This window comes from Paraburkholderia sp. RL17-347-BIC-D (genome assembly GCF_046027915.1).
Classification (GTDB): Bacteria; Pseudomonadota; Gammaproteobacteria; order Burkholderiales; family Burkholderiaceae; genus Paraburkholderia.
The window spans coordinates 44,941-62,850 of record NZ_JARESS010000047.1; the positions used below are offsets into that span (position 1 = coordinate 44,941).

Below are 17,910 nucleotides of genomic sequence, written 5' to 3' on the forward strand. Positions count from 1 at the left end.
GGCTCGCGGCGTTTTTTCCGTCACACTGAACCAGCGCATTTTGGGAAAGCCCTCTCAAATTCACGCGTGCGCCGGTACGTTTTCGACGTCTTGTCGGACTCCATGTTATGCGTCGCAATCTGTTGATACGTCGCGAAGTCGTGCGACGCTTGCGGCATCGACAGCGCAAAGAAAGAGCAGATCGCGCTGCGGTTGATCGTGCCGTACTCGGCTAACAGGAAGTCAATAAAGCGCAAGCGATACGCGAGCGCAAAGGTGAGTTTGTCTTTGTCCATTATGCCTCGCTTTTAATCGGCACCGTTAATCAGGAGCGGCGTGCGGTCCTCAACGCCCGCAATCCATGCGGGCAGCAGCGCGCCACACGAATTGGTGGCCGTCATGACGATCGAGTGGCTGGGAAATGACTTGAGCGGCCGATTTGGACCTGACGCTCGACTACTTCCGGTATTGCGGACGCCGGTTTTTGGCATCTGCCACCACAGGAGCAGTTGCGAGCTAGAGGTGTCGGAGGTTTTCGGGTTTTTCCAGATCATCGCTGAAACCGTGATGCAATAGTTTGCCGGAGGCGTGGCGTGGCGTGGCGCGGCTCGCTGCCGGTGCGCCCGTTACACCGCCCATTCCCCAATCCCTGAACCACGCCCGGTCCGCATTCTGTGGCATGTCGTCGCTCGTCAGCGTGACGCGGGAATACCCCTGCGGCGAACCTTGCGTGTCCATCAAAACGCCAGGAAGACCGGGCTGGCCCAACGGCGTAGGGTCGGTTGGAATGAGCGGTGCACCAGACGCTACTTTTTGCAACGAATCCGTGAACCGGTTCATGCCTTGATGCATATCGGCGCAACCGGCAACGATCGTCGTTGCAGCAAGCGCCCCGAAAATCGCGCCTTTTTTTGATATACCCGTACATGGTTCTGGTCGTTGGGATTCTTAAGAAATAAGCGGCGTTGAACGCCCGGCAGCCGGCATTCTCGCAATGTCCTGCCTGAAGCACAGCGGTGATGATGCGCTGACTCTTGATTATCATCGTTAACGGCATATATCCAGCGGCCTTGAATACCGGGTGGATTTTTGAGGGATCTGTTGCAGTAGGGGTGGGCGCAAAATTCGGACGACAACGTACGTTATGGTCTTTCCCTTTTCTTGGCGAAATATCTTTTGGGGAGTAGAACCGCAGGCGGCCAACTAGCCGCCTTGCGGCTTATCGTTGGGGCCGGAATCCGAACGTGGCCCAGGCTTTAGCCTCGGCTTCGGACAGCGCGTCGTTGCCTTTATCCAGCGCGGCGAACCGACTGCCGTCTGGATGGCGTAAAACGAAGGAATGTTGTCACTGGACTGTGCTCGCGGGGGCAACGGTTTAGCCATTGAATTGACAACATTGCTTCGCTAACGGGCGAAGTCAAGTCGTCACCCATCGGAACGCCGGAGTAAAGAGATAAGTTGTTCCCCTCAGGGACAACGCCCTGCACCTGGAAGCCGAGTTGGCCATCCTGAAGCATTACGAAGCGTGGTAGCGCACCCGGTTTCTCGTCGTCTGGTTGCGGAACTGATCCGCACCGGTCACCCACCGGGATCAAGATGAATACCAGCGTTGCGGTATTCACCCCTGGCTCGGTTGAGCCCCAGAGAATCGTCGGTACCAGGCCAGTGTCCAGAGATACATGTCAATTCCATGGTTACCCTCTGCGGGTACCAGACAGCTATCGGCTCACGGCCTGGGCGTATCAGGGCGTCGCAGCAGGAGGATGGCCGGGGACCGGGCACAATCAACTCGATGGATTCGGACCAACAACTTTACCGGGCTCTCGGCCCCCCGCCAAACTTAGCTAAAACATCGCTGTACCTCAAAAGATTTGCCGTCGCGCATCATGTAGTAAGCCGCAAGCGCCAGCTTGTGCGCGAGCGCCTTCATCGCGACAACCGGCAAGCGCTTTGCCTTCTTGCGTTCATAAAAGCGTCTTGCCTGCGGACAGCAACGCAGCGCTACTGCGGCGGCTTCGATGAACGCCCAGGCGAGATACTTGTTGCCGTTCTTGACGTTGCCTTCACCTTTTTTCTTGCCGTTCGAGATCCGCTTGCTGTCAACACAGCGACAATAGGAACTGAAGTGGCCGACGTCGGCAAACCGCGTGATGGTACCGGTCTCGAGCATGATCGTGGCAGCGAGTACGTTGCCGATTCCAGGCGTGGTCTTCAAGGTCTCGAACTCGGGACGTAGCTGTGCCTCCTGATGCAGGATCGTCTCAAGCGCAGTAATTTCGCTGCGCAACGTGCGCAGCACCGCCATGTTGGCCATCATCGCGCGCTCGACATGCGGCGGTAGCGCAAGTGCGTGTACCGCTGCATCGTCCATTCGCTGGATGTGTTCGCCGTTCATCCGCAGGTTGATCTGTTTGGCCAGCAGGCTCTCAATACTCAGGATGTGTAGCGTTCGTTGCTGCACAAGTTGCAGCCGCTTGCGGGCGAGATCGCGTAACGCGCGCTCCTGTGGTGGGTAGATATAGCCTTCAGGCAGCAGTCCAAGACGGAAGATGTGAGCCAGGAACACCGCGTCACGTTCGTCGCCGGCATACTTCAGGCCTTCGTACTGCTTTATCGCGGCCGTATTTGCGAGATGCACGGCGAAGCCGGCAGCCACCAGTCCGTCAACGAGCCAGTACCAGTTGAACGTCGCCTCCACCACCACTCCCTCCAGCTCAGCCTGATAAGGCGCGAGCGCCGCCAGAATCAGTCGGAGATCATTGGTCAGCCGTTTGCAATACAGCACCCGGTCCTGGTCGTCGATTATGGCGACCACGGCGTTATTCGAGTGCAGATCAATGCCGCTATACTTCATTTCAGCCTCCTGAACGGGTCAGTTGATCGTTTGCCTCTCAACTGTAGACCCTGGCCGCCCCTTTCCTGGGCGGCCAGGAGGCCTTTCAATGATTATCAATTCGCCTCCTACACTTCGAATCCCGTCTTGAAGGCGTGGATCTCATGGAATTGTCCTGGCCGCTGGTCAAGCCGATCGCGCTCGTGCGACCACGAGGCGCGCATCGGTTCGAAGCATTCAGCGCTAAGCTGCAGCGCCGTGTTACGTTCTGTCGACATTCCCTGCTTGAGTTGTGGGTGCTGTTAGAGACGGATCCGGCGGTGGTCGCTTTCTGCGAGCGTCCCGGTTATATACAGATAGAAGGGCGCCTACGGCTCGCGGATTTTCTGGTTCGTTACGTTGACCATGATAAATTTGCAGTCCTAACAGGCTGTGATACTGACAGTAGCGTGGGCGAGGCGATGAGTTCCCAACGTTCAATCGATGGCAACGCGTTAGCCATCCGTCGAGTCGACCCGGCTGAGCTTGCCGCCGAACGGGTCTGGATTGAGAACTGGCAGCGCATGTTGCCCTATGTTGTCGCCAACCATGGCCTTATCTCACCGGCGCTGTCGGAGGCGATCGTGCGGTTCGTTGCTGTGCCTCAGAGACTCCTTGCCATCGAGCGTGAGTTTTCGACCGGCGATCCGGTTCTGTGCCGTGCGGCGTTGTTTGGCTTGTTGTACAGCGGGCGAGTCAAGGCACCGGAGCTTCACACCCGGCCATTGTCTCTGTTGTCGTCATTTGTAGAGACGGAGGCAGGATCTTGAACCACTGGAAGACCGAGTTGCAGGCGATCGACGTGAGCGTCTGGCCGACCGTTGCGCATACAGAACTCGACGAGGTCGCGCGGCGAGTTTTCGAAAAACGCAGGCAGGCCGTGGTGCGCTATGCCGCCGGAGAATCGGTCAAATCGATCGAGCTATCAACAGGGGTGAACCGTCGTCAGCTGTACCGCTTGCTTGAACGCGCTACGTTGCCGCACCCGGATGGAAGACCGTATGGTTTCCGCGCTCTCGTGCGTTACACGCGCATCGCGGAATATACGCGGGTAAGAGCCGTGGAGACCGGTCGCGATTGCGGTGGCTATGGGGCAGCAGGAGCGCTATCGCTCCTGTTCGAGCAATACCCGGCCCTGACAGGCTGGCTGCTGCTGAAACTCAAGCAACGCAAGGTACTGCTCGTAAAGATACATACGGACTCGGGGCTGCGAACCCGTCTAAGCGGTTTGCAAGCGTTGCACGATGAATTTCTCCGCCAATGTCGCACGGTCGGACTGACTGTCGGCGATTACCCATTCAACACCTCAGACCACGCGATCCGTTCCCTGTCGCGACGCGTGAAGGCAGAGTTGTTGCGTCGCTTCGACACAGCAGCGCGATCGGCAGGCGCTTCGCATCTCAAGGGCTTGCCACGCCCGACCGACGCGGGTGTCCCCGCAGCGAGCCGGCCGTATCAGGTGGTCGAATTCGACGGCCACCGGCTTGATATCCGACTTAAGGTGGTCACGCGTGACCCGCTTGGCTTTGAGCAAGAGTTCGAGATCGACCGGGCGTGGCTCCTTGTCATCATCGATGTCTGCACCCGTGCCGTGCTCGGATATCACGTTGCACTTGGGAAAGAATACAGCCGTTACGACGTCATCAAGACGATCGAGAAGGCTCTGGAGCCACATCGTGAGCGAAGTTTCACCATCGCGGGCCTGATATACGGACCGCAGGACGGCTTTCCGTCGCAACGGCTACCGGAGTTGGCGTATGCCACCTGGGAATGGATGAAGCTCGACAACGGGAGGGCTAACCTCGCGAACGAGACGTTGACCGCGTTCGGTGAGTTTATCGGGTGTCTTGTTGACGCGGGACCAAAATACAGCCCGGACGAACGGCCTTACATCGAACGGTTCTTCGGCACGATCGCAAGTCGGCTGTCTTCCCGCCTGCCAGGCTACACAGGGTCCCACCCACGCGATCTGCGCAGAGCGCTGAGCGACCCCAAGGGTAATCTGCGGTTGTATGTCTCGTTCGACGAGCTTGAAGAGTTGGTCGAATATGCCATCGCGAGTTATAACGGTACGCCACACGGCGGCCTGAACAACGTCACGCCTCTTGAAGCGATCGGGTATTTCGTGCGCGGCAGGCAGACGCTGGTAACGTGGCTAGCCGAGCATCACCGTCGCACTCTTTGCCTGATGCAGTCGGCGCGGCGGTGTCGCGTTCGGGCGTATCTCGACCAGGGCGTGCGTCCTCGCATCAATCTGCATGGTGCCCGCTACACCAACCGCGTGCTCGCGACTAGCACGCACCTCATCGGCCAGCAGTTGCTCGTCTACATGAACACGGACGATCTGCGCTGCGTCCGGGCATTTCTGTCCGATGGCGCTGAACTGGGCGTGCTTGACGTGCAAGGGTCATGGCGTCTGATTCCGCACAACCTCAAGCTACGCCAGCAAATCCTGAAGCAGGCAGGCGAACGCCGTCAACGTGGAGCGGGCGCGCCAGACCCGATCGAAGCGTATGTTAAGGAAAAGCTGGCAGGTGCAAAGACAGCGCGGAAGGCGGCGACAGAACTTGCCAACGTCAACCGATTGATTGGGTCGGCGTCGACTGCGAAAGCTCCACCGGGCCCGGCGCGCCAGCCTGAAACAGTCGTCGCCCCTGCGCTGGAAGCCACGGCCACTTTCGCCGCCCCGACCGACGGTGTCGTTGATCGTGCACAAGGCACCGCGGCCCGACCCCGCAAACTGTCAATCGGCACCGGTCAGGTATTTTAGTTCTGGACTTTGCTTTTGGAGGTGAGTCATGTCGCTTCAGATACCGCGCCCGATCGACCCGTCGCTCCACCCGCTCGTGACTGGCAATTACCGTATCGCCACGCCCGCCATTGAGGCCTTCTATGAGCTGGTCATCCGCTGTCTGCGCTACCGGATCATGGGCGCTCTGATCTACGGCCCGTCCCGGATCGGCAAAACGCGCGCGATTGAATACGTTCGCCTGCTGTTAGCGCAGAACCATCCAACGATGACGAGCTACCACGCGCAGTGCGAGCATAAACCGCGGCACGCAGAAGGGCCGTTCTTTGCAAACCTGCTTGAGGCCGTCGGCGACCCAGATCCCAACGCAGGTACAAATCCATCAAAACGCATGCGCTTGTCGCTGAGGATACGGGAGGCAGCGGCGCGCGCTGGCAGCGGAACGGTGCTCCTGTTTTGCGACGAGGCCCAGCGCTACAACGAAAACGAGTACGAGTGGTTGCGAGATGTTCACGACGCGCTCGACCGGCAGCAGATCAAACTGTTCACGTTCCTCGTCGGCCAGCAGGAACTGCTCGCGCAGAAGACCGGGCTGCAGATCGCAGCCAAAACCCAGATCGTTGCGCGCCTGATGGTCGAGGAGCTGTCATTCCACGGTATCCGCAACGCCGGGGATGTCGCGACGTGCCTGAACGGATACGACCAGACCGCGTACCCTGAAGCAAGCGAGTGGAGCTTCACACGGTTCTATATTCCACAGGCGTTCGACGCCGGGTATCGTCTTGTCAGTGATGCCGACACGCTTTGGCGGGCGTTCGAAGCGGCGCACCACAAGGCAAGTCTACCTGGGCGCCTGGAGATCCCGATGGAGTCGTTCGCACGCGTCGTTGAGATCGTCCTGAAAGAAAGCGAACTCAAGGACGGGCTCGGCTATTGTCCGGAACCCGCTTTGTGGGCCTACGCGGTACATCACTGCGGCTATGTTCAATCACGCCATGCAACCGGTCGCGTCCTCATCGCCGCCGCGTAGCGTTGCGAAGCTAACGCGGCTGAGTTTTCCAATTCTCACGCTTGAGGAGCGCTCGCTAACGCCCGCGCTCGGGTACGTTTTCAACAGGAAATGGCTCGAGCCGTATGAGTCAATCGTTTCGATCCTGTGGAAGTTCAAGACGGCCAACGCCCTTCCCGGGTACGCTCTCGCCCAACTGATGGGGCCGCGTGTGGATCCGTACGAAGGGGTGGTGCCGCAACTGGAAGCAATCGAGCTTGAACGCTTACGCAGCACCCTTGATCTGCCGGTGAAAGCACTGCGTGCTGCGCTCCTGCCGGCACTTCAGCATCGGCCTTGCAGCGAGTCATTCCGCTACTGCCGCCGATGCATCGCTTGCGGGTACCACAGCGCGCTCTACCAGATTGAAAGGGTTAGTGTTTGCCCTGCGCATTCGTTGCCTCTCGAGGTGGCATGCCGGAGGTGCGGGTATAAAGCGCCATATCTGCTAAACGTGCGACTTCTCGAGACACCATATCGCTGTGCAGACTGCGGCGCAAGGTACGGCAGTAAGAAATGGTCCCCGGACAGGGTACAACCGATGCCGGGGGAGCATCGACGGGCGATCACGCGCGTCTATATCGAGCGGGGGTTACTGTAGTGGCCCAAGCGAGCTTTGACGCCTCGCTTCGTTCGATGGCACCAGCGACGTCCGGGAAAATTTCGGCTGTCAATGCGCCCGGAGCGAGTCGGCGACATGCCAGTTCGCCTGTTGGCACGCACCAGAACAATGGCCAAACCCCTGTGAGTAAGAAGTTTAGGCAGATTGACACATTTACTGCCGGAACGTTGACACTTTTGCGTCGGTCTACGCGTACCCAATGTGCTTGGCGCGATCTCTATGGTCTGCGTCGGATATCACTCCGACCGGAGCCGTGAGCGCCGTGTGCATTTTGCAGCATGCATGGGCCTCGCCGCCGCGAGCGCGATCGTACTGGCCGGCGTTCATACCAGTTGGCTTGCCGCCGTGCTGCTGCTGTCGCTGTTCAGCATCGGCTACTACGGCGCGTTCGCCGTATTCTGGGCGATCCTTCCGACATACCTGGGGCGGGCGCTGGCGCCAGTGGGGATCGCAATCATTAGCAGCCTTGGGCAAAGTGCTGGTCTGTTTGCTTCATGGACACTTGGCGTCGCGAAGACGCTTACGGGCGACATGTCGGCAGGACTGTACATTGTGGCGGTCATAGAGGTTGTGGCCGGCCTTTGCATCTATTTCGGCTTTAGCGCTGTTCAGGCAAACGGTGTTGGGCCAGTGAAGCAATCGCCCCGAATCGGCTCGCAGGCCATTGTGGACAGATCTGATTAATGTCAACTCGTCCTGCAGTGCTTGGTGCCTTCCCAGAAAATCCGACATGCCGTCCTAGCGGCTATCGACACATTTATGACGAGTGACGAGCCTAAGGAATCTCTGTGGCAGTCGGTGTGCTCGAGGGGGATACGGTTGTGTACGTGGCCTATGGCCTTCCTGATAGATTCGCTATCTCAGGGCGAACTATAGGAACGCGCTTGCCCGCCTATGCGTCAGCAATCGGTCGTGTGCTTCTCGCGCACTCCGATGCTTCCCGGCAAGAGGAATACTTTTCTTCCGCGCATCTTCAACAGCTTGCGCCTGCAACGCAAACCGACGTTGCCAAGTTCAGGGCAGCGCTGGCAGATGTTGCTCACAATGGCTTTGCGTTGGTAGACCAGGAACTGCAGCTGGGACTGAAGACGCTTGCAGTTCCCATTCGTAATCGGGCAGGGATCGTTGTCGCGGCCACGGGCATCGACCTTAGTTCGTTGCCAGGCAGTGTTGAAACCTTGATGCAGTCAGCACTGCCGCGCCTCACGCACGCGAGTGCAAAAGTGACAGAGACTTTCGGAATTTAAGTCCGGCCTGTCGGAGACAAGGTGGTTGTAGACGCATCGCGGCCAGTGCGTTCGGTGCCCCGCATGTTTGAACGCACAATATCAGTGGCTTCCTGCTTTTTCATCCGGCTAGCCCGCTAAATCATCTAGGAAATCCATCTCGGTCGTGATAGCGTTGCTTCCCCCAGATCAACTTCTTCGTTTGAGCCTCCGGTACGAGTTCGGCCATGATGCAACTCCAGATATCGCCGGGCATTTGAAGGTGCGTTGACTACGGTCTTGGCAGGGCTCGACAGCTCCGGAAAAGCGCGATATTGTCGGTCGAACATGGTGCTGAACGAGTCAACGTTTCTGCTCAACAGAGTCACACTCTCATCCCGCACACGGGCTGGAATACCTCAAGGCGCTCTACCAGGTAGAAACACTCGCAAAAGGCCATCTGCCCGAAGGCGAGACGCGGGTCGATTAGACCTTCCGGTTGCGTTAGAAACATAGCGTGCCGCTGCTCGATTCCTTGCGAAAATGGCCCGATGAACAGGCGCCGCAGGTCCTTCCTGAGAGCGTGTTGGGCAAAGTGATCTCATATACACGCAACAGTGGACGTACCTCAGCCGCTATGTGAACGACGGGCGTGCAACGTCGAATCTTATGCATATCTCGTACAGGTGCTCAGCGAATGGCCGCAACGCGCACTAGAGCCGATATCACAGACTTGCTGCCGTTCAACTTCTTGAAGCCTATGGCTTCAGTGTGTGACATCGCTTGATCCACCAACCGCCGTATTAACGCGACTCGCGCCAATTACTGCGACGCGGTAAGCGTCGATCCATAGCCACGCAACCTTACCGGTCCCGTGTGCTAAATTGGGCGCTTACGATCAACGGGTCTTTGCGTTTGCGGGTCTAAAAAAGGCTGGGGGCCGACTCTGACTTGTCGCCCAGGTACGGGTGACTCGATTCGCTCGCGTCAGCTCCAATCAACGACGCTATGTAGATGCTGGGGCGTCGTGGCCAGCAGGCACGCCGGCAATCCATTTCTCGCTCCACGATGACAGTGTGCGGAGTGTGTTTCCGCCTAAGGTCGAACATCCTGTGATGAGCGTTCGTGACTTGCCGCGGGACTGCGGTCTGCTGGGTAGTTAGCAAATCTATAACTCGTGACACTAGAAATGGATTCGCCATGGCGTTCACGCAACGACAGTACCCCTGTGACATATCAAGGTATCCGCCGCCTTCGGTTGCCAGGTGGCTTCGCTCGTCCTTCACTTGTTGGGGCTTTTTCTCTTTCCTTCCCGATTCGGGTGCCCGCGCCTTTTTCATCGTTTTGCGGTATATTCATCATATGAATATGGGGCGGTGAGACCAGCCATGTCGGAGCGGTCAGTCGCGCCTCCGAGATTAGGTCTTTCCCGGAGGCTTTGTACATGATCCTGCAGTTTCGCCTGCGTTCCCTTGTATCCAAGCCTCAGCCTGTTCAGAGCGCGAGTGAGGACGCTAGGTGCACGACGAATACCCAGCTCTCCTTGAGCGTGCTAGCCTTTAAGAACTAAAGGTCTTCCAGCGTCTCCTGCTGGACAGCCACTTTTGGGCGGAGACAGGAACATGAAACAACAACTTTCTACCGACATGAAGTTTTCAGACAGCAGAGGTGGCCCATCGTTTATACGCGAAGCGCGTGTCGAAGGCGATCTCAGCAGCGTTGCGCCCAGGGTCGTCTCCGCGCACCAATGTCCAATGCGAGTGTCGGCGGCTCCAGGAGCGCAGGGAGCGTTGCTCGCAACAGGTCGTTTTGGACGGGTCATGGGCTGCTGGGCGCACCGCAACATCGGGCTGCATGCCCATGACGAGATCCAGATTACGTTCAATCTTGGTGACGGACCGCTGCACTATAGGATCGATGACGCGCTCGTAGAGGTGAAGCCCGGTCAAGGTGCGACCATTCCCTCTTGGGTGAAACATTCGCGTGACGTGGATCCCACCGTACCAACATATCTAATTGTGATGGCGATTTCGCCTGCATGGCTGCATGCGCATGATAAGGCTGGCTACAACATCAGCGGGGGCGTGGAGGTCTTTGCTGTGCCTCGCTCCCTCGAGGAGATCTTGGCGCATTTGCGATTGTCGTTGACGAATCCAAGTTTGGACGCGCCAGAGCATGTAGCGGCACTCGTCGACGCGCTTATCGATGGCGTGGGCTCAATGGGCTCATCCGCCCCGTTTCTCAATTCAGCCGGCCTGAAAGGCTATTGGGACAAGCGAATTTTGGACGCGGCCAACCGGATTCAGCAGTGCAACGGACGAACAGACGTCGATCATCTGGCGAAAGAATACGGACTCTCCAGAAGCCACTTTTATAGCCGGTTCTGTGCTCACTTTGGTTTTTCACCGCAGTTGCTGATTAACGCTGTCCGGATGAAAACTGCGCTTCATCTTTTGCTGGAGAGCGACGATTCTATCGCGACGATCAGCGATATGCTGGACTTTAGCGTGCCCGGCCATTTCACCCGATTCTTTACCAAGCACACGGGTGAAACGCCGATGTCCTACCGGACGAGAAACCTCACTCTCAAGTCGCTGTGAGATATGAATTCAAGAGGCCTGTGCGGTCGAGGTTCGCCTTGCCCACGTCTGAGATAAGCTGCGTTATAAGATCGATGAATCCGAATCCAAAACTTAAATCTCACACGAGAAAGAAAGCGATCGTTTGCGCGAGTCCCCAACAATGCGCTCGTAGGACGGGAGAAAAAGTGAATCGGGATGACTAGGTGACAGCGAGTGGGATGAAAGTTAGATTGAGACGTATCGTGCGTTGTCGAAATAGGTGGCGCGCTCTTTATGCGTAGAAGCTCCAGGGATTCTGCCGGTGGCGGTTGAGACAAACGCGACGATTCGCTCGGCGGCGTTGCTCATCTGGGGTATTGTTGCATGCATGAGTAAATGAACGATTTTGATAATACGCACTGAGCCGGATTTATGTGCAAAGCGACGTATGCCGCGTGCACACAATGGCGCGCCGCGTGACGAATTGACCCACGTGAGAAGGCCTGTGCAGGCGAGGGAGTCTGACGCGGTCGGTCACGCCCAAGGCGTTCGCGCTCGCGCAATCGTAGGCGCCTTGGCGAGCGGGCGGCCCGTATCCGATCTGGCGATCGGAGTCCTGATGCTGGCAGACCGTTTCGAATGCGCTTGCGGTAGCGCGTGGCTAAGCGTCCGGCCGTGACAGTTCATCTCCGATTCGATATATCGCTATCCATTAGGATCAGTTCCAACTGTGCGGCCTGGGCATGGCGCGATGCCACAAATTCGTGATAGTCGGCCCTGGCATTCGGCGAACTCGGTCAATGTTGCTTTCGGCGTGTTATGCACGTCGACTTCAGGGACGGCCGAACTCGCGCCACTCGGCTTGATCTGCAGCTAACGCGATTGGCAACTCTGCGCGCAGAAACTCGACCCGAGCGCGGATCTTCGCGTCGATGTACTGGCGCGACAGGTACAACGCGTACAGATTCATGTTCTGCTAGGTGTATTCTGACATCCCCGATACTAACCGTCTGCTGCGCAGGCCGCTGATTGCCGAATGGATCGGAAGAAGACCGACGCCCATGCCCCCGCGCGTAGCCACCGCCTGTGCTTCGGCCACGTTCACTCGGAGGGTCGCGATCTCGAATGTAAGGCGTTCCTGACCGTTCGGGCCATCGAAAATCCATTCGTCGGCCGGGAAAACCGGTGACCACCTGCAGGCAGGTATGTCGAGTTAGATCCGCGAGCATCTGCGGCACGCCGTTACGCGCCAGGTAAGCGGGCGACGCGCAAACAATGCTGAAGGCGCCGCCCTGACGCTGCGATACAAGCGCGGAATCCGGGAGAGTCTCCCCCAGCACGAGCGCGACATCGTAGCCCTCGTCGAGCAAGTCCGGCACGCGCTGCGCCGCCGGCAGTTCACTATGTACTTCCGCGTAGCGCTGCTGATAACGGCCGACGGCCGGTACGACGTAGTGCTGACCGAAACTCGTCATGGTGTGGACCTTGAGCTTGCCGGACGGCCTTGCATGAGCGTCGCAGGCTTCAGCTTGGTCAACGTACGCAAGAATCTGCTCGCAACGCTGCAGATAGCGCTCGCCGGCTTCCGTGAGCGCGAGACGCCGCGTGGTGCGATCGAGCAATGGCGTACGCAGATGCGTCTCAAGATCCGAGACCGCGCGCGAGACGTGCGTTGTGTTCGCATTCAAATGCAGCGGGGCACCCGTGAAGCTGTTCGACTCAACGACGCGGACAAGTACGCTCATGTTTTGGACCGTATCCATAAATATCCCTGCTAAGGCAAGGTGATTCTTGCGCGATTCGCAATAACCATTGGCTCAATTTCCGTAAAACTGCCTTGCATCCTTACGTTCATTTAGGAACACATCGAGAAAGCTAGTCACGCACTCAATCATATGGGTAACTAAGGGATGCTTCGCATAGTCCATGGCACAAAATCGAATCGTCGCACTTGTCGTTCTTACGATCTCAGTAGCAATCGTCGGATTGTCGAGGACCGGAGGGATCACCCTGAAAACCTCTGGAATCGCGCGGCTCTCTCTCGATCCTGGCACAGCCAATCGGGCCGTAAACGCTGAGGCGCTGTGGCCCCCCGCCGGCCGGTGGCGCGTCTATAACGGTCCGTAACTGAGCGACGAATCGACGCTACCGAGCCCGGCGATCCGAAGCTTGCGGTGGCGCTGGCGGGGGTACACGAGGCGTAGCCAATGGCCGCTGTTGCGTAAGCAGCGCTAGCGCGGCAGGTCGTCGGCGATCTGTTGATCGAGCGCCCCGCGAAGCGGGCAGCCCGCTATTCAGATCTCGCGATCGGGACTGCACTGAGGCTGGGCGGTGCGTTGCGCATGCGCTCGCGCCTTGGCGAAGGCCCGCCGGGGGCAGTGAACCATCTGATGGGGCCGACGTCGGCGGTGCGGGAACACTCCACGCTACGCCGGCGTGCGAAGCGACGTCCTGCGGAGTGCCGCGCACCGTTGCCCGACGCTCCGCAGGAGTGGCGGTGGACAGCACTGGAATACCAAAGCCGCCATGGGCACGGCGGCTCAACTGGATGGTGGCAGCCGGACCCGAGAGATCCGTTCGCTGCAAAGATGACCTATGGTCCATCGGCTAGGCGGGGCGATGCGGCCAGCGTCGTCTCCGTGCAACCCCGCGACGGACGACGGCTTATCGCAGTGTCACGTTGCGGATGCCGTGCGATCGCGTGGGACTCCGACATACACTGCACGACTACCTGCCGTTCGGATCAGATGGGCTTGATCAAACAAAAGGGTAACTCTGCAAACATTCCGGTTACCGGCTGCCCCGCACCTTCATCTATAAATCGACCTAAGGAAATGAGACAAAAGGAGAACACGAATGCAGATCGTGATTGGTACTGCAACGATGATGGCATGGTCCAGCTCTGACGAAGGCGAAACTTGGAACAGAATGACGAAAGGAGTTCATTATCCGGTGACGCCTGCGTGGGCGTTGAGTTCGCATCCTGCTCGGCCGGGCGAACTTCTGGTAGGTACCGATAACGGAATTATGCGTTGGCGTAGCGCCGACGAGGGGTGGGTTCCACTTTTCAACGAGATGAGTGGGACGCCTGTCTGGGCACTTGCCCACGCGCCATGGGACCCGGATTTCATCCTCGCGGGGACCCGACGCCCCGCTGCTTTCTATTGCTCGACTGACGCCGGCACGACTTGGAAGTGGCTTCCTGCACGTCTGGCGCAGAGCTGCGCCGCCGTAACCTATCCGCGCGTCACCAAGTTTGTGTTCGATCCGAAGAACGAGAACACGATCTGGGGTGGTGTCGAGATTGACCACATCTGGCGTTCGAGCGATCGTGGCGAGACATGGAAGCAGACCACTCGCGGACTGATATCCGGCGACATTCACGGCCTTGCTGTCTCGTCGGTTAAGGAGCGCGTCTTCGCCGCGACCGACCAAGGCCTGCACATGACCACCAACGAGGGTGAGACGTGGTCCCACATCCCTCTAGATGCGCCCAATCAGTATACGCGCTCTGTGATTATCTCGCCTCACGCCCCCCAAACGATTTTTGTCACAAACGGGAATGGGCCACCGGGATCTTGGGGCTATCTTTTCCGTAGCGACGACCACGGTGACACATGGCGCAAGGTCCCCATGCCGACAGAGCTCAACAGCACGCTCTGGAAGTTTGCACCTCATCCCGAGAATCCAATGGTGATCTTCTGCAGCACCAAGCTCGGGCAGGTCTTCCGCTCCGGCGACGGAGGCGCCTCCTGGACGAAAGTGAAGCGGGAGTTTGGAGATATTCGCAGTTTGGAATGGGCGTGGATATGACCACCCTCCTGCGATCAACAGTGGGCCATGGGGTTCCCTGAGGCGGATCGGCGGTTGGCGGTGGGAGCCTCGCATGGTCACCACTTTGGCAGCACGCAAGTCAGCAATAAGCCTTACACAAGTCAGCGATGACCGAGAGCAGATGGAGCGATATTGTGGGAAGCCAGATCAGTTTGTGTGCGAAAGATGGGTTTGAGTTGTCGGCCTATAAGGCGGGACCGGAGGTCTCTATGTATGGGTTGGTTATCGTGCAGGAGATCTTCGGGGTCAACGCGCATATCCGTGAGGTAGCGGATCGCTTCGCTAAGCGAGGCTATAAGGTTGTCGCACCTGCGATGTTCGATCGCATCGAGCGTGGCGTCGACATGGGGTATTCGGAGGAGGAAAGGATGAAGGGTCGCGCGTATCGCGGCCGGATGACGGATTCCGCCACGATTGCGGATATCGAAGCGGCTGCCGATGCGCTCGGGACATCCCGGTGCGGGATCGTCGGCTATTCACTCGGCGCTTATGTGGCGTGGCTTGCCGCTACCCGTACGCGGATTTTCCAGGCCGCCTGTGGTTGGTACGGTGGCGGAATGGTGGCCTTGAGAGACGAGAAACCAAACTGCCCGGTACTACTGCATTTTGGCGACCAGGACGCGTCCGTGCCGATGGCGGATGTGGATGCTCTGCGGGGGGCGCGGCCAGAGGTCGAAATCTGCGTCTATCCGGGCGCGAAGCATGGCTTCGGCTGTGATGCTCGTCCGGCGGGGTTCAGTCCGGCTGACTACGATCTCGCCCAGGGGCGGACACTTACGTTCCTGGACAGGCATCTCGGATGAGGATGGCGACCGTGCCGATGAGGCCAATACCGCGACACGCCAGTCCGACCCGGGCACGCTTGTCTACCGGGGCACGTTGAGCAGGGCATGACCACCGAGGACACCTCTGGGGTCTTTGCGAACATCATTAAGCCATTCAATCAGTATCATCAAGAGTAGCGACATGACAGACATTACTTTGGCGCAAGCCCTGCGGATTATTGACGCTGCGTTGTCCGAGGCGCGCAAACTGAACTTGCAGCCGATGACAATCGCTGTACTGGATCGCGGCGGGCACCTGACTGCCCTGAAACGCGAAGACAACTCCGGCAATATGCGTGCCGAGATTGCGGCCGCCAAGGCGCGGGGTGCGTTGGGTCTTGGACAGTCGACCCGCGTTATGTCCGAACGGGTCGGCCATCTGCCGCATTTCTTTGCAGCGATTGCGGCACTCACTGACGGCAACGTCGTCCCCGTCCCGGGTGGCGTACTCATCCACGACACGGAAACGCGTGTTCGCGGCGCGATCGGCATCAGCGGAGACACCGCTGACAACGATGAAAAGTGTGCGCTGGTCGCGCTCGCCGCTGTCAGCCTGAGCGATTGACATGGAGAACGCCACGTTGCTTGACAACAAGGCGTGCCGAATTATTTGGAGAATTGACTTTGAAGTTTTTTATGTTTTCGAGAGATGGCCAGACGGCCGTCGGCGTGCGCACTGCTGGCGGTTTCATTGATCTGACCGCGGCAGGACTTCCTGCCACGCTAGACGCGATGCTCGCGTCGGGACCCGATGCTATCGACCGCGCGGAAAGTATCGCGAAGCAGACGAGGCGTGTCGAGCCGGTCCTCGGACTGCGCATTCTGACACCACTCCAAAAGCCGTCGAAGGCTATTGCCGTGGGACTTAACTACGTTGATCACGCTGCTGAGATTAAGGCGACCACACCGGACTATCCGGTGTTGTTCCATCGGTATCCATCTTCGTGGGTCGCACACGACGAAGCGCTGCAATTGCCGAAGGTATCGAACCACTTTGATTACGAAGGCGAGTTAGTCGTAGTTATTGGCAAGGGGGGGCGTTACATCTCGAAAGAGCATGCGCTCGATCACGTGTTCGGCTATTCAATTTTCAACGACGGAACGTTGCGCGATTATCAGTTCAAGTCGGCACAGTGGATGATGGGCAAGAACTTCGATCGTTCGGGAGCCTTCGGACCTGAGATCACCACCGCGGACGAATTGCCGGCTGGCGCGAGAGGCCTGCGGATTCAGACGCGCCTTAACGGACGTGTTGTGCAGAGCGCGGTCACCACGGATATGATCTTCGATGTCGCGACTTTGATTTCCATCTGCTCCGAACCCTTTGCGCTGGCGCCGGGCGACATCATCATTTCGGGCACACCGGCCGGCATCGGCTTCTCAAGGAACCCGCCGTTGTTCATGAAGGCCGGCGATCGATGCGAAGTCGAGATCGAGGGTGTTGGCACACTGCGTAACGCGGTTGCAGCGGAATAGCACCGTACAACCGGTCGAGACAGGGGCAGAAGGCTTGATGCAACAACTTACTATCAAAAGTGCCGGTGCTGCACGTGGCTTGATTGGCATGGTTTCCGATGCATTTTTGGCTCGCCACCGGATAACATTGTTAGCGGACTTTGCCGCCGTGGGGGCGACTTTCGACCGCGTTAGCGAAGCCATGCGGGCGCAGCGGCATTGCGATTTAACGGTTCTGACGCCGGCATTGTTGCAGCGTCTTGAGCAGGCGTTCCCGCATCGCGTGTCACCGGCCGGCTCGCTCGGTTCGACGATGACCTGCTTCGCATGCCGTGGCGATGCGCGCGCATTCGACATCTCCACCATTGAAACGCTGCGCCGGACTTTGGGTGAAGTTAATGCGATCTATACCGGTGATACGCGGCAGTCGACGGTCGGGCGTCATCTCGTCCACATGCTTGAGACGCTTGGTCTCACTGGCGACCTGCGCCCCAACGTTGTCGAGTTTTCAGGCGGAGCACCGGCTGTCGAGGCACTGGGCGACGCCAAAGACAAGCGCGTGCTTGCCTTCGCGCAGCGCACCGAAGTCCTCCAAAACCCTGGGGCGGTGCTCGTCAGCCCATTGCCGCATACCTTCCGTCTCGAGACGGAATATGTGCTGGCGGTCATTGACCATGCACAGGCTGCTCAGGATTTTGCCGCCTTCCTGACAGCTGAGTCTCTGGCGAGTACGCGACGGGAGAGCGGTTTCGATCCGGTCT

Annotated in this window: 14 protein-coding genes and 2 pseudogenes; 12 read left to right on the plus strand and 4 right to left on the minus strand. The window is 58.4% G+C overall.

Annotation, left to right across the window (positions count from 1 at the left end):
- Nucleotides 1–20: 20 nt before the first annotated feature.
- From P0D96_RS37915 to P0D96_RS37925, 3 genes are all read right to left on the minus strand, one after another.
- Nucleotides 21–275 carry a BrxR family helix-turn-helix transcriptional regulator gene (locus P0D96_RS37915; RefSeq protein ID WP_408318874.1) on the minus strand — a complete coding sequence of 85 codons (255 nt, stop codon included), beginning with the start codon at nucleotides 273–275 and terminating at the stop codon, nucleotides 21–23.
- Between the two features lie 12 nt (nucleotides 276–287).
- Nucleotides 288–533: a hypothetical protein gene (locus P0D96_RS37920; RefSeq protein WP_408318876.1), complete on the minus strand. Its 246-nt coding sequence runs from the start codon at nucleotides 531–533 to the stop codon at nucleotides 288–290.
- Between the two features lie 1,286 nt (nucleotides 534–1,819).
- Complete coding sequence (locus P0D96_RS37925) at nucleotides 1,820–2,833, minus strand: IS110 family RNA-guided transposase (RefSeq protein ID WP_408318878.1); 1,014 nt, start codon at nucleotides 2,831–2,833, stop codon at nucleotides 1,820–1,822.
- A 143-nt stretch (nucleotides 2,834–2,976) separates the two neighbouring features.
- Here P0D96_RS37925 and P0D96_RS37930 point away from each other — a divergent pair, with 143 nt between their 5' ends.
- From P0D96_RS37930 to P0D96_RS37960, 7 genes and pseudogenes are all read left to right on the plus strand, one after another.
- The gene (locus tag P0D96_RS37930) at nucleotides 2,977–3,621 is read left to right on the plus strand and encodes a hypothetical protein (RefSeq protein WP_408318880.1); all 645 of its coding nucleotides are present in this window, start codon (nucleotides 2,977–2,979) and stop codon (nucleotides 3,619–3,621) included.
- Nucleotides 3,618–5,621 (plus strand): TnsB C-terminal domain-containing protein, encoded by a 2,004-nt coding sequence (locus P0D96_RS37935; protein WP_408318882.1) that lies wholly within the window; start codon nucleotides 3,618–3,620, stop codon nucleotides 5,619–5,621. The genes P0D96_RS37930 and P0D96_RS37935 overlap by 4 nt, the downstream gene beginning before the upstream one ends.
- A 28-nt stretch (nucleotides 5,622–5,649) precedes the next feature.
- Nucleotides 5,650–6,630 (plus strand): AAA family ATPase, encoded by a 981-nt coding sequence (locus P0D96_RS37940; protein WP_408318884.1) that lies wholly within the window; start codon nucleotides 5,650–5,652, stop codon nucleotides 6,628–6,630.
- A gap of 922 nt (nucleotides 6,631–7,552) precedes the next feature.
- Nucleotides 7,553–7,954 (plus strand): MFS transporter, encoded by a 402-nt coding sequence (locus P0D96_RS37945; protein ID WP_408318886.1) that lies wholly within the window; start codon nucleotides 7,553–7,555, stop codon nucleotides 7,952–7,954.
- Between the two features lie 104 nt (nucleotides 7,955–8,058).
- A complete protein-coding gene (locus P0D96_RS37950) occupies nucleotides 8,059–8,517 on the plus strand; it encodes an IclR family transcriptional regulator domain-containing protein (protein ID WP_459252704.1) in 459 nt (152 codons plus the stop codon).
- A 394-nt stretch (nucleotides 8,518–8,911) separates the two neighbouring features.
- Nucleotides 8,912–9,262 (plus strand): annotated as a pseudogene (locus P0D96_RS37955) (IS66 family transposase); the annotation flags it as partial.
- An 835-nt stretch (nucleotides 9,263–10,097) separates the two neighbouring features.
- A complete protein-coding gene (locus P0D96_RS37960) occupies nucleotides 10,098–11,075 on the plus strand; it encodes a helix-turn-helix domain-containing protein (RefSeq protein ID WP_408318888.1) in 978 nt (325 codons plus the stop codon).
- 793 nt (nucleotides 11,076–11,868) lie between these two features.
- Here the strand turns inward: P0D96_RS37960 and P0D96_RS37965 are convergent.
- Nucleotides 11,869–12,799: pseudogene (locus P0D96_RS37965) on the minus strand (LysR family transcriptional regulator).
- A gap of 1,093 nt (nucleotides 12,800–13,892) precedes the next feature.
- Between P0D96_RS37965 and P0D96_RS37970 the strand changes: the two are divergent.
- The 5 genes from P0D96_RS37970 to P0D96_RS37990 all read left to right on the plus strand — a co-directional run.
- Nucleotides 13,893–14,849, plus strand: a complete 957-nt coding sequence (locus P0D96_RS37970) for a WD40/YVTN/BNR-like repeat-containing protein (protein ID WP_408318890.1) — start codon at nucleotides 13,893–13,895, stop codon at nucleotides 14,847–14,849.
- 128 nt (nucleotides 14,850–14,977) lie between these two features.
- Nucleotides 14,978–15,673 carry a dienelactone hydrolase family protein gene (locus P0D96_RS37975; protein WP_408318891.1) on the plus strand — a complete coding sequence of 232 codons (696 nt, stop codon included), beginning with the start codon at nucleotides 14,978–14,980 and terminating at the stop codon, nucleotides 15,671–15,673.
- 178 nt (nucleotides 15,674–15,851) lie between these two features.
- Nucleotides 15,852–16,259: a GlcG/HbpS family heme-binding protein gene (locus tag P0D96_RS37980; protein ID WP_408318893.1), complete on the plus strand. Its 408-nt coding sequence runs from the start codon at nucleotides 15,852–15,854 to the stop codon at nucleotides 16,257–16,259.
- Nucleotides 16,256–17,170 carry a fumarylacetoacetate hydrolase family protein gene (locus tag P0D96_RS37985; RefSeq protein WP_408318895.1) on the plus strand — a complete coding sequence of 305 codons (915 nt, stop codon included), beginning with the start codon at nucleotides 16,256–16,258 and terminating at the stop codon, nucleotides 17,168–17,170. The genes P0D96_RS37980 and P0D96_RS37985 overlap by 4 nt, the downstream gene beginning before the upstream one ends.
- Nucleotides 17,171–17,207: 37 nt before the next feature.
- Nucleotides 17,208–17,910, plus strand: a 703-nt coding sequence (locus P0D96_RS37990; RefSeq protein WP_408318897.1) for a substrate-binding domain-containing protein, incomplete at its 3' end; no start/stop codon positions are given.